Origin of the sequence: Aurantiacibacter flavus (genome assembly GCF_039710615.1) — a bacterium.
Lineage (GTDB): Bacteria > Pseudomonadota > Alphaproteobacteria > Sphingomonadales > Sphingomonadaceae > Alteraurantiacibacter > Alteraurantiacibacter flavus.
On sequence record NZ_JBDLBR010000003.1, the window covers coordinates 137,108 to 151,967 of the forward strand.

The 14,860-nt window shown below is 65.4% G+C and carries 15 protein-coding genes; 11 read left to right on the forward strand and 4 right to left on the reverse strand.

Translation table 11 applies throughout. From position 1 onward, the window contains the following. Nucleotides 1-55 precede the first annotated feature (55 nt). Genes pdxH through ABDJ38_RS09725 form a run of 3 tightly spaced genes read left to right on the forward strand, consistent with a single transcriptional unit; the run spans nt 56 to nt 2,408 of the window. Nucleotides 56-658: a pyridoxamine 5'-phosphate oxidase gene (gene pdxH, locus ABDJ38_RS09715; RefSeq protein WP_346784902.1), complete on the forward strand. Its 603-nt coding sequence runs from the start codon at nt 56-58 to the stop codon at nt 656-658. Then, a complete protein-coding gene (locus tag ABDJ38_RS09720; protein WP_346784903.1) occupies nt 655-1,596 on the forward strand; it encodes a cation diffusion facilitator family transporter in 942 nt (313 codons plus the stop codon). The genes pdxH and ABDJ38_RS09720 overlap by 4 nt, the downstream gene beginning before the upstream one ends. Continuing rightward, on the forward strand, nt 1,593-2,408 hold the full coding sequence (locus ABDJ38_RS09725) for a PhzF family phenazine biosynthesis protein (RefSeq protein ID WP_346784904.1): 816 nt from the start codon (nt 1,593-1,595) through the stop codon (nt 2,406-2,408). The genes ABDJ38_RS09720 and ABDJ38_RS09725 overlap by 4 nt, the downstream gene beginning before the upstream one ends. Here ABDJ38_RS09725 and ABDJ38_RS09730 read toward each other — a convergent pair. Next, nucleotides 2,393-3,535: a serine hydrolase domain-containing protein gene (locus ABDJ38_RS09730; RefSeq protein ID WP_346784905.1), complete on the reverse strand. Its 1,143-nt coding sequence runs from the start codon at nt 3,533-3,535 to the stop codon at nt 2,393-2,395. The genes ABDJ38_RS09725 and ABDJ38_RS09730 overlap by 16 nt on opposite strands. Nucleotides 3,536-3,568: 33 nt before the next feature. Here ABDJ38_RS09730 and ABDJ38_RS09735 point away from each other — a divergent pair, with 33 nt between their 5' ends. Continuing rightward, nucleotides 3,569-3,931, forward strand: coding sequence for a hypothetical protein (locus tag ABDJ38_RS09735; protein ID WP_346784906.1), 363 nt, complete (start codon nt 3,569-3,571; stop codon nt 3,929-3,931). Here the strand turns inward: ABDJ38_RS09735 and mnmA are convergent, their stop codons facing one another. Further along, the gene (gene mnmA / locus ABDJ38_RS09740; protein ID WP_346784907.1) at nt 3,932-5,089 is read right to left on the reverse strand and encodes a tRNA 2-thiouridine(34) synthase MnmA; all 1,158 of its coding nucleotides are present in this window, start codon (nt 5,087-5,089) and stop codon (nt 3,932-3,934) included. Between the two features lie 125 nt (nt 5,090-5,214). On the opposite strand from mnmA, the gene ABDJ38_RS09745 reads away from it, so the two are divergent. The 7 genes from ABDJ38_RS09745 to ABDJ38_RS09775 all read left to right on the forward strand — a co-directional run bounded on the left by ABDJ38_RS09745 (nt 5,215) and on the right by ABDJ38_RS09775 (nt 12,969). Next, a complete protein-coding gene (locus tag ABDJ38_RS09745; RefSeq protein WP_346784908.1) occupies nt 5,215-5,544 on the forward strand; it encodes a hypothetical protein in 330 nt (109 codons plus the stop codon). Beyond that, nucleotides 5,541-5,840: a CtrA inhibitor SciP gene (sciP, locus tag ABDJ38_RS09750; RefSeq protein WP_346784909.1), complete on the forward strand. Its 300-nt coding sequence runs from the start codon at nt 5,541-5,543 to the stop codon at nt 5,838-5,840. Before ABDJ38_RS09745 ends, sciP begins: the two co-directional genes overlap by 4 nt. A 166-nt stretch (nt 5,841-6,006) precedes the next feature. Then, nucleotides 6,007-6,273 (forward strand): GlsB/YeaQ/YmgE family stress response membrane protein, encoded by a 267-nt coding sequence (locus ABDJ38_RS09755; protein WP_346784910.1) that lies wholly within the window; start codon nt 6,007-6,009, stop codon nt 6,271-6,273. A 234-nt stretch (nt 6,274-6,507) separates the two neighbouring features. Beyond that, entirely contained in the window at nt 6,508-7,698 is a 1,191-nt protein-coding gene (locus tag ABDJ38_RS09760; RefSeq protein ID WP_346784911.1) for an efflux RND transporter periplasmic adaptor subunit, read from the forward strand. A 10-nt stretch (nt 7,699-7,708) separates the two neighbouring features. Next, nucleotides 7,709-11,140 carry an efflux RND transporter permease subunit gene (locus tag ABDJ38_RS09765; protein WP_346784912.1) on the forward strand — a complete coding sequence of 1,144 codons (3,432 nt, stop codon included), beginning with the start codon at nt 7,709-7,711 and terminating at the stop codon, nt 11,138-11,140. Between the two features lie 57 nt (nt 11,141-11,197). Continuing rightward, nucleotides 11,198-12,448: a DUF445 domain-containing protein gene (locus ABDJ38_RS09770; RefSeq protein ID WP_346784913.1), complete on the forward strand. Its 1,251-nt coding sequence runs from the start codon at nt 11,198-11,200 to the stop codon at nt 12,446-12,448. Next, complete coding sequence (locus ABDJ38_RS09775; protein ID WP_346784914.1) at nt 12,445-12,969, forward strand: GNAT family N-acetyltransferase; 525 nt, start codon at nt 12,445-12,447, stop codon at nt 12,967-12,969. The genes ABDJ38_RS09770 and ABDJ38_RS09775 overlap by 4 nt, the downstream gene beginning before the upstream one ends. 5 nt (nt 12,970-12,974) lie before the next feature. Here the strand turns inward: ABDJ38_RS09775 and ABDJ38_RS09780 are convergent, their stop codons facing one another. Continuing rightward, on the reverse strand, nt 12,975-13,901 hold the full coding sequence (locus ABDJ38_RS09780; RefSeq protein ID WP_346784915.1) for an electron transfer flavoprotein subunit alpha/FixB family protein: 927 nt from the start codon (nt 13,899-13,901) through the stop codon (nt 12,975-12,977). Nucleotides 13,902-14,023: 122 nt separating this feature from the next. Further along, nucleotides 14,024-14,770 carry an electron transfer flavoprotein subunit beta/FixA family protein gene (locus tag ABDJ38_RS09785; protein WP_346784916.1) on the reverse strand — a complete coding sequence of 249 codons (747 nt, stop codon included), beginning with the start codon at nt 14,768-14,770 and terminating at the stop codon, nt 14,024-14,026. Nucleotides 14,771-14,860: the final 90 nt, after the last annotated feature.

The following is a 14,860-nucleotide window of genomic DNA, read 5'->3' on the forward strand; positions in this document are numbered from 1 at the left end:
GACACGCTCCGTTCCGGCCCCTTGCGAGGGCGAGGCGTATGAAAGGCCTGGCGGCATGACCGAACTGCTTGAAAATATTCCTGACACCGACCCATTCGCCCTGTTCGACCAGTGGTTCGCCGAGGCGCAGGAAAGCGAGCCCAACGATCCCAACGCAATGGCGCTGGCCACGGCGACGCCGGACGGGGTGCCCTCTGTGCGGATGGTGCTGCTTAAGGGGCACGGGCCCGATGGTTTCGTGTTCTACACCAATGCCGAGAGCCGCAAGGGCGGCGAGATTCTCGCCAATCCGCGCGTTGCGCTGCTGTTTCACTGGAAGAGCCTGCGCCGCCAGATCCGCATCGAAGGCCGGCTTACCGAAGTGACCAGCGCCGAGGCCGACGAATATTTCCACTCGCGCCCGCTGGTTTCGCAACTGGGCTCGGCGGCGTCCGACCAGTCGCGCCCGCTTGATTCGCGCGACACCTACCTGGCGCGGGTGAAAGAGCTTGAGGCGGAGCTTGCCGGTGCCCAAGTGCCGCGCCCGCCGCACTGGACCGGTTTTCGTCTTGCGCCCGAACGGATGGAGTTCTGGCTCGCCGAACGAAACCGCCTGCACGAGCGGCGCCAGTTTGTCCGCAGCGGGGGCGGCTGGTCGAGCACGCTGCTTTACCCGTGAGCGACGATCGTGCCCGCCTGACCCGCTCGGCGGCCTTTGCCTCGATCACGATGGCGCTGGTGCTCGGGGCGCTGAAGCTCTGGGCCGTGGCGCAGACGGGCTCGACCGCGATGCTGGGCAGTCTGGCCGATACCGCGCTCGATCTGGTTGCCAGCCTTGCCACGCTCGCAGGCGTGTGGGTCGCCGCGCAACCGGCGGACCGCGAGCATCGCTTCGGCCACGGCAAGGCCGAAGCGCTGGCGGCGATGTTCCAGATCCTGCTGATCACGCTGTCGGCCTCGGCCATCGCCTTTCGCGCGGTGCTGCACCTCGCCAATGGCGGTGAAACGCGCGGGGCGGAGCAGGGGATTGTCGTCTCGGTTATCGCTATTGCCGGAACCCTCGCGCTGGTGGCCTGGCAGCGCCATGTCGTGCGCAAGACCGGCTCGCTCGCGATCCACACCGATTCGGTGCATTACCAGTCCGACCTGCTGCTCAACTGCGCGGTGATCGTGGCCTTGGTGCTCGATCAGTATCTGGGCCTCGCCAAAGCCGATCCGCTGTTCGGCCTCGCGATTGCCGCATGGCTGCTGTTCAACGCCTGGCGCGCTTCGATCGACGCCATCGACGCGCTGATGGATCGCGAGTGGCCGGAGGAGAAGCGCAGCGCCTTCGTGGCGGCGGCGGCAAAGCACCCGGAGCTCTCGCGCCTGCACGACCTGCGCACTCGCACCAGCGGCCATACCGACTTCGCCCAGTTCCACGTCGACCTGCCTGGAAACTACACCGTGGCCAAGGCCCACGCGATTATCGACCGGGTCGAGGCCGATCTGTGCGCACAGTTTCCGGGCCTCGAACTGCTGATTCACATCGATCCCGTCGGCCATCTTGATGAGCCGGACAACATGCTGGTCGAGGAAAACGAATTTACCCGGCTGGAACAGGAGCCCCCGCAATGACCGCCAGTCCGACTAACCGCGTGCCCTATGTCCATGTCGACGCCTTCGCCAGCCGCGCTTTCGGCGGCAATCAGGCGGCGGTGATGGTGCTGGGCGAGTGGCTGCCCGACGCGCTGCTGCAGCAGATCGCGGCGGAGAACATGTTTGCCGAGACCGCCTTTCTCGTCGCCACCCCGGGCGGGGCGGCCGAATTCGAGCTGCGCTGGTTTGCGCCCGCCTGCGAGGTGGCGCTGTGCGGCCATGCGACGCTGGCGGCGGGCCATGTCGTGCTCCGGCAGGACGATGAGCGCGAAGTCATCCGCTTCGCCACGCGCAAGGCGGGTGTGCTGGCGGTGAGCCGCGCGGGCGAGGGCTATGAACTGGCCTTGCCCGCGATTACGAGCGACGATGCGCCGCCTGCCGGAATCGCCGATGGGCTTGGCAAGGCTCCCGCCGAACTGGCGTGGTCGGCCAAGGGCTATCTTGTCGCCCGCTATGACAGCGAGGCCGAGGTGCGCGCGCTTGCGCCGGACATGGCGCAGCTCGCCAGCCACGGCGACATGGCCTTCATCGCCACCGCGCGCGGGCAGGAGACTGATGTGGTGAGCCGCGTGTTCGTGCCGGGCGCGGGCATTCCCGAAGACAGCGTGACCGGCTCGGCCCATGCCGTGCTGGCGCTGTTCTGGCCCGAGAGGCTCGGCAAGGAGAGCTTCAGCGCGCATCAGGCCTCGGCGCGCGGCGGCGATCTTCAGTGTCGGGTGGAGGGGGACAAGGCCATGCTCACCGGCCAGTGCGTGACCGTGGCCGAGGGGCTCTATTACCTGCCCGGATAAAGCTGGACGATATCGGCCAGCTGTTCGACCAGCGCGTGCCGTTTCGGCCCGTCGGTCTTGCCGAGGCGCACCACGGTCAGGCTCTGATCGGGTGAGACGATCACATACTGTCCCAAATGGCCCACGGCGGCGAATGCCGTGTCCGGCCCGCGCGCGGCGAACAGCTCGTTGCGGTCACCACCCGAGGGTCGGTTAAGCCAGGTCTGTGCGCCATAGTCGGGCGAGGCGGGGCTGGGCGTGCGCATGAATTCGATCCATCGGCGCGGCACGATCTGCGCGCCCTTTACCGAGCCGCCGTGGCGCAGGAACTCGCCGAACTTGCCCCAGTCGCGCGCGGTCGCCCAGATCGAGCTGCCGCCCACCAGCGTGCCCGCCGCGTCATATTCGCCGACCATGCTTTCCATCCCGAGCGGAGCGGCAAGGCGCGCGTCGAGGAAGCTCGCCATGGCCTGCTGGCGCTGCACGGGAGTGCCATCGGGCGCGATCAGATCGGTCGCGATGTCGGCGAGGATCACGCTGGTGGCGGTGGAATAACGAAACTCTTCGCCCGGCACGGTTTCCAGCGCCTGCGCCTCGGCAAACGCCGCCATATCGTCGTGACCAGCAAGGTAGAGCATCTGCACCTCGCTCGATTCGTAAGGCGGGTCATAGCCCTCGCGGTGGCGCAGGCCCGAGCGCATTTGCAGCAACTGCCGCAGTGTGATCTCGCCGCGCGGATCGCCTGCCCGCTGCCAGCTCGGCACCGGGGCCGGGGCGTCAAGTTCGAGCCTGCCGTCTGCCACCAGCATGCCGATCAGCACGGCGGTCACGGTCTTGCTCATCGACCAGCCGACAAAGCGGGTCTCTTCGCTCATGCCCTCGCCATAGCGCTCGGCAGCAATCTCGCCCTTGTGCAGCACGACCACCGCATAGGTGGTGCCAATGCCCTCGGCGGTAAACAGGTCGTCGACCGCGCGCGCCAGCTGTTCGCGCGGCACGCCCGGATCGGTCACCACGGCTTCCATTGCGCCTTCGGGCAGCGGGGGCAGGGGCGCAGGGCCGTCCTGCGAGCAGGCCGCCAGCAGGGCCAATACGGCAAGACTTGGCGCGCGGACGCGCTTGGGGCAAGGGGTGGCGAAACGCAGCATGATCGGCGCGGGCAATCGAACAGGACAGGGTAAATGGCAACCGCAAAACGCAGATCGTCAGCCTCGCGCAAGCAGCGCCGCACGCCGCCCGCGGCGACTATCGCGCTGGTGCTGGTGGTGGCGGGCGCGGCTGCGTGGTGGACCTGGGGCGAGCAGGCCGCTGGCTATGCCGCAGCGGGCACGGCCTATGGCGCCAAGGGCGTCTGCTCATGCCGCTATGTCGGCGGGCGCGATCTCAAGAGCTGCGAACAGGACTTTGTGCCCGGCATGGACGTGGTCATGGTGAGCGAGGACGAGGCCACCCGCTCGGTCACCGCCAGCGTGCCGCTGATCGCCAGCCACACCGCGCAGTATCGTGAGGGCTTTGGCTGCGTGCTCGAACGCGTCGGCGGCTAATTAGCTGACGGCGCTTTCGGTCGCTTCGATCCAGCCCCCGCCGAGCACCCGTTCGCCGGCGTAGATCACTGCTGCCTGCCCTGGCGCGACTCCATATTCGGGCGTGGCAAAGCGGATCGTGCAGGCATTACCGTGGCCCGGTGCGCCTTCCAGCGTGATGGGGACAGGCTTGGCGAGCGAGCGGACCTTCGCGGTCAGCGGGCCTGCGGGAAGCGGACCGATCCGGTTGGTCTCGATAATCCGCGCCGCGCCCACCGCCAGCAGCCGCTTGGGGCCGACACGCACCTCGGCGCTCTCGGCATCGAGCTCCACCACATAGAGCGGTTCAGGCTGGCCGCCGATCTCTAGTCCACGCCGCTGGCCGACCGTATAGTGGATGATTCCGGCATGCTGGCCCAACACCTCGCCGCTTTCGGCATGGACGATAGAGCCTACTCGCCCGCCTTCGGGGCGGACCGACTTCACGATCTTGGCATAGTCGCCATCGGGCACGAAACAGATGTCCTGACTGTCGGGCTTGCTTGCCACGGCTAGCCCTGCGCTTTCGGCCAGTTTGCGCACCTCCGGCTTGGGCAGCCCGCCAAGGGGAAAACGCAGATAGTCGAGCTGCGCGCTGGTGGTGCCATAAAGGAAGTACGACTGGTCGCGCGCCGGATCGGTTGCGCGCAGCAGCAGCGGCCCCTCGGCGCTGTCTTGGCGGCGGACATAGTGGCCGGTGGCGAGACAATCGCCGCCCAGCTCGCGCGCCATGGTCAAAAGGTCGGTGAACTTCGGCCCCATGTTGCAGCGGATGCACGGGATTGGCGTGCGCCCGGCGAGATAGTCGTCGGCGAACTGCTCGACCACTTCCTCGCGGAAGGTGCTTTCATGGTCGAACACATAGTGCGCAATGCCGAGCCGGTCGGCGACCCTTTGCGCATCGCGGATGTCGTCCCCTGCGCAGCAGGCGCCCTTGCGCCCGGTTGCCGCGCCATAATCATAGAGTTGCAGCGTGATGCCGATCACCTCGGCTCCGCTCTGGGCGGCGAGGGCGGCCACCACCGAGCTATCCACCCCGCCAGACATCGCGACCACGATGCGGCATTCGCTGGCCGGGCGGGGCAGGTCGAACAGGCTGGCCGCATCGAGCGGCGCGGCAAGAACGGGGCTTTCGGGCATTGCGCGCCCATACAGACTATCACGCCGCCCGCCAATCCTTCACCCAATCCGCGTGGGCGGGACGTGTAAGAGTAGTTAAGAACCGTTTTACCGCTTCTTGACGCTTGTGGTGTTATGGTCAGCCCATGTTCGAGCCCAAAAACCCCTTTGCGCCAGAGAACACGGCGCACGCGAGCAAGGAGCAGGCTGACCTGCGTCCGGTCTCGTGGAGCGAGCTCAATGCCCGGCTGGCCGCCGCACGCGAGTTTCGCCTGGCGTTTGGCGAGGACGATAGGGGCGAGGCCGCCAGCTTCGATGCCGAGGTCGCGCGCCAGGTCGCGCATTTGCACGAGAGCCCGGAGCCGGATGGTAAAAATCGTGTTAACCCTGATCATTCAACGGATGGCAAACGCACGGATGGCAACACCGCGCCGAGACAAGAGAACTGGCGACCGGCCACCCGAGGTAAAGAATGATCGAGAACCAGAAAATCCGTCCGGCGCAGGTAATCGGCCCCTTGGGCGAGCCGCTTACGCTTGACGATCTGCCGTCCCCCAACACCAAGCGGTGGGTGGTAAGGCGCAAGGCCGAGGTGGTGGCCGCGGTCAATGGCGGCTTGCTGACCATCGATGAAGTGCTCGAACGTTATGGCCTGACGCTGGAAGAGTTCGCCGGCTGGCAGCGCGCGGTCGACCGTTCGGGCATGCAGGGCCTGCGCGTCACCCGCATCCAGCACTACCGCGACCTTTACGAACGGCAGCTAAAGTATTGATGCAGAGCCTTCTACAGGGCCTTCGAAGCGCCCCACGTTTCTCCTGACCCAATCCACGCCAGCGTTTCGTCGCAGGTCAAGCACGGCCTGCCGCAACGCTGGGCAGTGGCGGAACGTACCCGATGATCGCCAGTATCTTGGGTATAGTCAAACAGGAGGAATCGTTATGGGTTGGATTATTGCTATCATCGTCGGCGGTGTCGCGGGCTGGCTGGCCTCGATGGTGATGAACCGCGACGCCTCCATGGGCGTCATCTGGAACGTGATCGTCGGCTGTGTCGGCTCGCTTATCGGTAATGCGCTGGCCGGGCCGCTGCTCGGTGTGCAGGGAACGGTTCAGGCCTTCTCGTTGACCGGCTTGCTGATTGCCATCGCCGGCGCCATCGTGCTGCTCGCGATCGTCAATCTCATTCAGCGCGGTCGCGTTCGCTGACAATTTGTTACAAACGCAAATAAAGGGGCGCAAACCAACGGGTTTGCGCCCCTTTTTTGATATTGCGGAACGGTTGTTGGCCGAGCCGTGTAGGCCCTTGGCAGAGCGATGGATTGCGCCTCGCAGGCGCTCGGGTATATGGGCTGACGAGCAAGAATGGCCCTGTCCGCCCGGACACGCCGCGCACCGACGAGGGCGCGGCCTTCGCCGTTCCTACGAGGGCTGGTTGAACTCATGAACTACGAGACCAAGATGGACCTGTCTTCCGCCGACGATGGCGCGCTGGACCATGATCGGGGCGAAAGCGCCGAGGGTTCGTCGTCACGCAAGCGGCTGTGGATCATCCTCGCGATCGTGGGCGCGCTGGCACTGGCCGCGGTGCTGCTGACCGGCGGCGAAGAAACCGAGCCTTTCACCGAAGACCGGACCGGCGAACTGGCGGCGGTGACCGTGATGAGCCCGGGCAGCACCACCATCGAAGGCCAGATCAACGCCACTGGTACGCTGGCCGCACGGCGCGAAATGCCCGTGGGCGTTACGGGTGAAGGTGGCCGGGTCCAGTCGGTGCTGGTGGAACCGGGGGACTGGGTTGGCGCCGGGCAGGTGCTGGCCGTGATCGACCGTTCGGTGCAGACGCAGCAGACCGCCAGCCAGTCGGCCCAGATCGCAGTCGCCCAGGCCGATGCCGATCTCGCGCAGGCCAATCTCGACCGTGCGCTGCAACTGGTCGAGCGCGGCTTCATCAGCCAGGCCGATATCGACCGTCTCACCGCCACCCGTGACGCGGCCGTTGCTAGAGTGCGCGTGGCGCGCGCGCAGCTGGGTGAACGGCAGGCGCGCAACGCACAGCTTAATATCGTCGCTCCGGCAGCGGGCCTGGTGCTTGAACGTGCTGTCGAACCGGGACAGGTCGTCGGCCCCGGCTCGGGCGTGCTGTTCCGGCTTGCCCGTGGGGGCGAGATGGAAGTGCTGGCGCAGGTCGGCGAGGGTGAACTGGCGCAAATCCCGGTCGGCGCGACCGGTAGGGTGACGCCGGTGGGCAGCGAGAAGACGTTGACCTGTCAGGTGTGGCAGAAGTCCCCCGTCATCAATCGCGAGACGCGCCAGGGCACGGTGCGCTGCGCAATGAGCTACGACGAGGCGCTGCGCCCCGGGGGGTTCGCCAAGGTCGAACTGGCGAGCGGCACGATGGATGCCCCGCGCCTCCCGGAAAGCGCGATCCTGTCCGACGACAAGGGCAGCTATGTTTATGTCGTCGATGGCGAGAACACCGTGCAGCGGCGCGATGTCGAAATCGGCATGATCTCGGGTGACGGCATTGCGGTTGCCAGCGGCCTCGACGGCAGCGAACGCGTGGTTCTGCGTGCGGGCGGGTTCCTCAATCCGGGCGAGCAGGTGCGCCCGGTCGCGGCCAAGGCGCAGTGAGGCGCGCGCAGTGAACTTCCGCAACATCTCGGCCTGGTCGATCCGCAACCCGATCGTTCCCATCCTCGCCTTTATCGGGCTGGTGGTGGCCGGACTGATGAGCTTCCAGGACATGGACGTCCAGGACCAGCCCGACATCGAGTTCCCGCTGGTCAACGTGAATATCTCGCAGCCCGGTGCCGCGCCGAGCGAGATCGAGAACCAGATCACCCAGCGCGTCGAGGCAGCGGTGCAGACGCTCGACGGGGTCAAGAACATTAATTCGACCGCGTCCGAAGGCTCGAGCCGGACAAGCGTCGAATTCGAACTTGGAACCGATATCAACGCGGCGGTCAACGAGGTCGAATCGGCGATCTCGCAGATTCGCGGTGAGCTGCCCGATGGCATCCTCGAGCCGCGCATCGCCAAGCAGCAGACCAGCTCGCAGCCGATCGTGTACTTCGGCGTCGATGCCGACGACATGACCATCGAGCAGCTCTCGTGGTTCATCGACGATACCATCACCAAGCGGCTGCTATCGGTTGAGGGGCTGGCCGAGATCGACCGCAATGGGGGGGTGGACCGCGAGATTCTCGTGATCCTCGACCCGGCCAAGATGCAGTCCTTCGGCGTCACCGCCAGCCAGGTCAATTCGACGTTGCGGCAGGTCAACGTCAATGCCGCAGGCGGGCGGGCCGAAATTGCCGGTTCACGCCAGTCGGTGCGCGTGCTCGGCAACGCGGAGACCGCTTACGACCTGAGCCAGTCGCAGATTTCGCTCGGTGGTGGGCGCACGGTCAAGCTGGCGGAGATCGCTTCGGTCAAGGACGCCTATGGCGAAGTGACCTCGGTCGCCAAGATCAACGGCAAGCCGGTCATCACCTTCGGTATCAGCCGTGCGCGCGGAGAATCCGACGTCACCGTTTATGACGAGGCGGTGAAGGTTCTGCAGGAGATCGAGGAAGAGAACCCGGGCATCCGCTTCACGCGCCTCTTTACCGAGGTCGACTACACCAAGGCGCAATACGAAAGCTCGATGGCCGCGATGGTCGAGGGCGCGGTGCTGGCGGTGATCGTGGTGTTCCTGTTCCTGCGCGACTGGCGCGCGACCATCATTGCCGCCTTGGCGATCCCGCTTTCGGCGCTGCCGACCTTCTTCTTCATGGATCTGATGGGCTTCACGCTCAACACGCTCTCGCTGCTCGCACTTGGTCTGGTGGCCGGTGTGCTGGTCGATGACGCCATCGTCGAGATCGAGAACATCGTCAGACACATGCGCATGGGCAAGAGCGCCTATCAGGCCTCGATCGATGCCGCCGACGAGATCGGCCTCGCCGTGGTCGCGACCACCTTGTGCATCGTGGCGGTGTTCTTCCCGGTCGGCATGATGCCGGGCGTGTCGGGCCAGTTCTTCAAGAACTTCGGCCTCACCGTGGTGGCTTCGGTGCTGATGAGCCTGCTGGTGGCGCGCATGATCACGCCAATGGCGGCGGCCTATTTCCTCAAGGCCAAGGGCCATGCGGAGCATGGCGAAGGCCCGATGATGGACCGCTACATGAAGGTGCTGCACTGGTCGCTCGACAAGAGCGCCTTCCTGCGCATGCGCGAACGTACCGGCGTGGTGCCGACCAAGCCGGTGTTCCACCTGTTTGCGCTGGCCATGGGCTATGTCATCGTTGCGCTGGTGATGGCGCTCGCGATGCCGGGCGAGAATGGACAGGGCGAGGGGCTGGCCGCATTCATCACGCTTGGGCAGTCGATCCTTGACCTGTCGGTGTTGTTCATTCCCTTTGCCGTCCTCGGTCTTTATCTGCTTGGCGGGCTGGTGAACTTCCTCATCGCCATGCTGATCGGGCTGCTGGTCGGTTACGAGTCGACTCACTTCCTGGCCCGCGCGCGTTATCTGGCGGCGCGGTTCCTCGATCACCGGGTCTGGATGATGTTGCTGGGCGTTGCCGCCCTTGGTCTCACCGGTATCATCGCCAGCAGTCTGCCGCAGCAGTTCTTCCCCAACAACGACAGCGACTTCTCGCGCGTGCGCATCTCGATGGTGCCCGGCACGACGCTGGAGCAGACCGAAGAGGTGGTCGATGCACTGGCCGATCGCCTGAGCGAGGAGCAGGAGGTCGAGCTGGCGCTTGGCATCTCGTTCGAGGGCTCGGGCGTGATCCGCCTTGTCATGAAAAAGGACCGCGAGCGCGACACCAAGACCTTTGAGCAAGAGCTGACGCCTTACTTGCAGAGCGTGCCCGATGCGCGGGTCAGCTTCCAGGACCAGCAGGGCGGCGGCGGTGGCACCGGGCGCGCGATCTCGATCATGCTGGCCGGGTCCGATCCTGAGCGGCTGAACGAGACGGCCAATACGCTGGTCGAGCAGATGGCCTCGGTGCCGGGCGTGGTCGCGCCGCGGATCGACTATGACCTGCAGCGGCCCGAACTGCTGATCGAACCGCGCCTCGATCTGGCCGCGAGTCTTGGCGTCACAACTTCGGCGTTGAGCCAGGCGATTCGTATCGCAACGCTTGGCGATATTGACCAGAACGCAGCCAAGTTCAGCCTGTCCGACCGTCAGATTCCGATCCGCGTCCGCCTCGCAGAGGGCGACCGCCGCGACATCGCCACGGTCGAGAATCTGCCGGTGCCCACATCAGCAGGTGGTTCGGTGCCGTTGAGCCGGGTCGCGGAAATCCGCTTCGGCATGGGGCCGACCTCGATCGAGCGGTATAACCAGAGCCGTCGCATTTTCGTTGGCGTCGATGTCGCCTCCGGCGTTGCGCGCGGCGACGTGATGAATGCGATCAACCGCCTGCCGATCATGCAGAACCTGCCTTCGGGCGTATCCAACCAGCCGGTCGGCTCGGACGAATGGCAGGGTGAATTGCAAGACAGCTTCGGTATCGCGATCGTGACCGGTCTGTTCCTCGTCTTCGCGGTGCTCGTGCTGCTCTATCGCCGGATTGTTTCGCCGCTGGTCAACATGGGCTCGCTGTTTCTTGCGCCACTGGGCGGGTTCATCGCGCTGTGGATGGTGGGGCAGCCGATTTCGCTGCCGGTGTTCATCGGTATGCTGATGCTGCTGGGAATCGTGGCCAAGAACTCGATCCTGCTGATCGACTTTGCGATTGAGGAAATGGCGACCGGTAAGGACAAGTCCGCAGCTATCATCGAGGCCGGCCACAAGCGTGCACAGCCGATCGTGATGACCACCGTGGCCATGACGGCGGGCATGGTGCCGACCGCGCTTTCGCTGGCGGGCGATGCCGCCTGGCGTGCGCCGATGGGCACCGTGGTAATCGGGGGCCTACTGCTCTCGACCGTGCTCACGCTGCTGATCGTCCCCGCTGGCTTCAGCCTTGCAGACGGGCTTGAGAAGCGCCTCGGCCCCTGGGCGCGTGACAGGTTCCTGACCTACAAGCCGGGCGACGATCACGGCTCCTCGCCGCAGCCGAGGCCAGCGGAATAAGCAGCGCCAAGCAATCTTGGGCAGCGCTGCGCGCAAGCATTTGCTAGTGCTGGGCAAATGAGCACGGTGCCGACCATTCCCGCCGACAAGGCCAAGGCGATGCGCCGCGCGGCGGGCCTGCTGCTGGTGGCGATGGCGGCGCTGTTCTTGCTGGCGCACAATCAGGGTAACAGCCATCCCGCCTGGCCCTATGTGCTGGCCTTTGCCGAGGCGGCGATGGTCGGCGGGCTGGCCGACTGGTTTGCGGTTACCGCGCTGTTCCGCCACCCGCTCGGCATCCCCATTCCACACACCGCGATCATCCCGCAGAACAAGGATCGCATCGCCGATACGATGGCGAGCTTCCTGCGCAGCAACTTCCTCACCCCTGCCGTGGTGGCGCGGCGGCTGCATGGGCTCAATGTCGCGCAAGCGGCGGGTGATTTTCTCGTTTCGCGTGGCCTCAGCGGCACGGGTCGCTTGCGGGCGGGCGCGGGCGAGCTCCTGATCGAATTGCTCGAAACACTTGATCCTGAACGTCTCGGCCTGCAGGCAAAGGCGGGCCTGGCGCGGGCGCTGGGACGGGTCGAGGTGTCGCCATTGCTGGGGCGGATGCTCGAAGCGGCAATTGCCGACGGGCGCCACCGTCCGGTGATCGATGGGCTGGTGCGCTGGGCAGGCCTTGCGCTGGAGGGCAACGAGGAGCTGGTGCGCGACATGGTGCAGAGCCGCGCCAACGCGGTGCTGCGCTGGACCGGGCTAGACGACCGACTGGCGAACTCGGTGCTTGATGGGCTGTACAAACTGCTGGCCGAGATTCTGGTGCGTCCCGACCACCCGATCCGCACCAAGGTGGAAGAGGGGCTGAAGGCCCTCGCTCACGACCTCCAGCACGATCATGCCACCCGCGCCAAGGTCGAGCAGGCCAAGCTCGACCTTTTGGCCAACCCCGCGCTGGGCGACTGGTGGATGGGCATGTGGGAGCGCCTGCGACACGCGCTGATCGATCAGCTGCGCAGCCCTGACGGCGCGCTGTCCGCGCAGTTTGGCGAGACGCTGGCCGAACTGGGCGAGGCACTGCGCAGCCAGCCGAGCTTGCAGAAGCAGGTCAACCGCTTCGCTCGGCGCACGCTGACCGGCATGGCCAATCGCTATGGCGACGAGATCGTGCGGCTGGTGTCGGAAACGGTGAAACGGTGGGATGCACGCACGATCACTGCGCGGGTAGAGGGGGCCGTCGGGCGCGACCTGCAGTTCATCCGTATCAACGGCACTCTGGTGGGCGGGCTGGTCGGGGTGACCATCCATGCGCTCAAGCAGTTCCTATGAGCCACTACCCGATTTTAGAGACCGAACGGCTGATCCTGAGCGCGCCGACAGCTGATGATATTGCGCCGATGCATGCGATTGTTTCCGATTCCGAGACGGGCCGTTTCCTGGGCCCGGTGACGAACCCGGCGATCCAGTTCGAACGTTTCGCGCGCAATGCCGGCAGCTGGATGCTCTATGGTTATGGCAGCTTCATGGCTCGCTTGCACGGCAGCGATGAGGTGATCGGGAGTGTCGGTGTGTTCCATTCCTGGCGCGGCATGGGGACGGACTTCGACAACAATCCGGAAGCTGGCTGGATTTTGCATCGCGATCAAGCTGGGCAAGGGCTCGCGATGGAGGCGATGCAGGCCACTTTCGGCTGGTTCGACGCCGCCTATGGGCCGCGCCGGGTAGTCTGCATGATCGGCGTGGGTAATGGCGCGTCGTTGCGGCTGGCCGGAAAACTCGGCTTTTGCGCGATGCGTGAGGCTGTGCTGCCCGATGGGGACAGGGTGACGCTGCTCGTGCGCCACCCCTGATCGCGTCAAAGCTTGCTTGTCAGCTCCGGCACCGCTTCGAACAGATCGGCGACGAGCCCGAGGTCCGCGACCTGGAAGATCGGCGCGTCGGGGTCTTTGTTGATCGCCACGATCACCTTGGAATCCTTCATCCCCGCAAGGTGCTGGATCGCGCCCGAAATTCCGATGGCGACATACAGCTCCGGCGCGACGATCTTGCCCGTCTGGCCGACCTGATAGTCGTTAGGCACATAGCCTGCATCCACCGCCGCGCGGCTGGCGCCAATGGCTGCACCGAGCTTGTCGGCAAGCGGGGTGATGATCTGCTGGAACGTCTCGCCGTCCTTCAGCGCACGGCCACCCGAAACGATGGTCCCGGCGCTGGTCAGTTCGGGGCGGTCGCTCTTCACGGCTTCGAGGCCGACGAAGCTCGAAAGGCCAGCATCGCCGGGGCCGCTCACGGCTTCGACGCTGGCCGAGCCACCCTCTGCCGCCGCCTTGTCAAAGGCGGTGGTGCGCACGGTGATCACCAGCTTGGCATCGCCCGAATCGACCGTCGCGATGGCGTTGCCGGCGTAGATCGGACGGGTGAAGCTCTTCGGCCCTTCGACCGAGAGAATGTCCGACACCTGCATCACGTCGAGCAGCGCGGCGACGCGCGGGGCGACGTTCTTGCCGGTGGTGGTGGCGGGCGCGAGGAAGGCGTCATAGCCTTCCATCAGGCCAGCCACGAGAGGCGCAACGTTTTCGGCCAGCATGTCGGCATAGGCCACGTCGCCAGCGTGGAGCACCTTCTCGACACCGCCGATCTTGGCCGCTTCGTCGGCCGCGCCTTGCGCGCCGGCAACGAGCACATGCACCGGCCCGCCAAGCTGGGTTGCAGCGGTGACGGCGGAAAGAGTGGCGGGCGCTATGGCACCGTCGGAAAGTTCAGCGAGGACTAAAGCGGTCATTGTTCACAAACCTCGAAATCCGTTCGCCCTGAGCTTGTCGAAGGGCTGTTCTTTCACTTCCGCTCCCCGGTCCCGAAACAAGGACGGTCCTTCGACAAGCTCAGGACGCTCGGGGATGTGTCTTAGGCCACCCCGAGCGCCTTGAGCTTGGCGACCAGCGTATCGACATCGGGCACGATCTCACCCGCTTGGCGCACCGGCGGCTCGCCCACGTGCGTGGTCTTGAGGCGCGGGGTCACGTCGACGCCGAAATCGTCGGGCGTCTTGGTGTCGAGCGGCTTCTTCTTAGCCTTCATGATGTTCGGCAGCGAAGCATAGCGCGGCTCGTTCAGGCGCAAGTCGGTGGTGACGATCGCGGGCAGGGCCAGCTTCACCGTCTCCAGACCGCCATCGACTTCGCGAGTGACGCTGACATGGTCGCCGTCGATTTCCACCTTCGAGGCAAACGTGCCCTGCGGACGGCCCATCAGGGCGGCGAGCATCTGGCCGGTCTGGTTCGAATCGTCGTCGATCGCCTGCTTGCCGAGCATCACGATGCCCGGCTCTTCGGCCTCGGCAATCGCCTTCAGGATCTTCGCGACTGCCAGCGGCTCGACCTCGGCATCGGTTTCGACCAGAATCGCGCGGTCGGCGCCCATGGCCAGCGCGGTGCGGAGTGTTTCCTGAGCCTTGGCCGGGCCGATGGAGACGGCGATCACTTCATCGGCAGCGCCCGCTTCCTTCAACCGAATCGCCTCTTCGACGGCGATCTCGTCAAACGGGTTCATGCTCATCTTGACGTTGGCGAGGTCCACCCCGGAGCCATCCGCCTTCACGCGGGGCTTCACGTTGTAGTCGATCACCCGCTTAACGGGCACGAGGATTTTCATAGCTGTCCTCTCTCAAAGCTAGATGCCGAATATGTAAACCCCTTAACCTATACGTCAAGTAGGCCCGAGATTTGCGGTCGCCGAGGATGC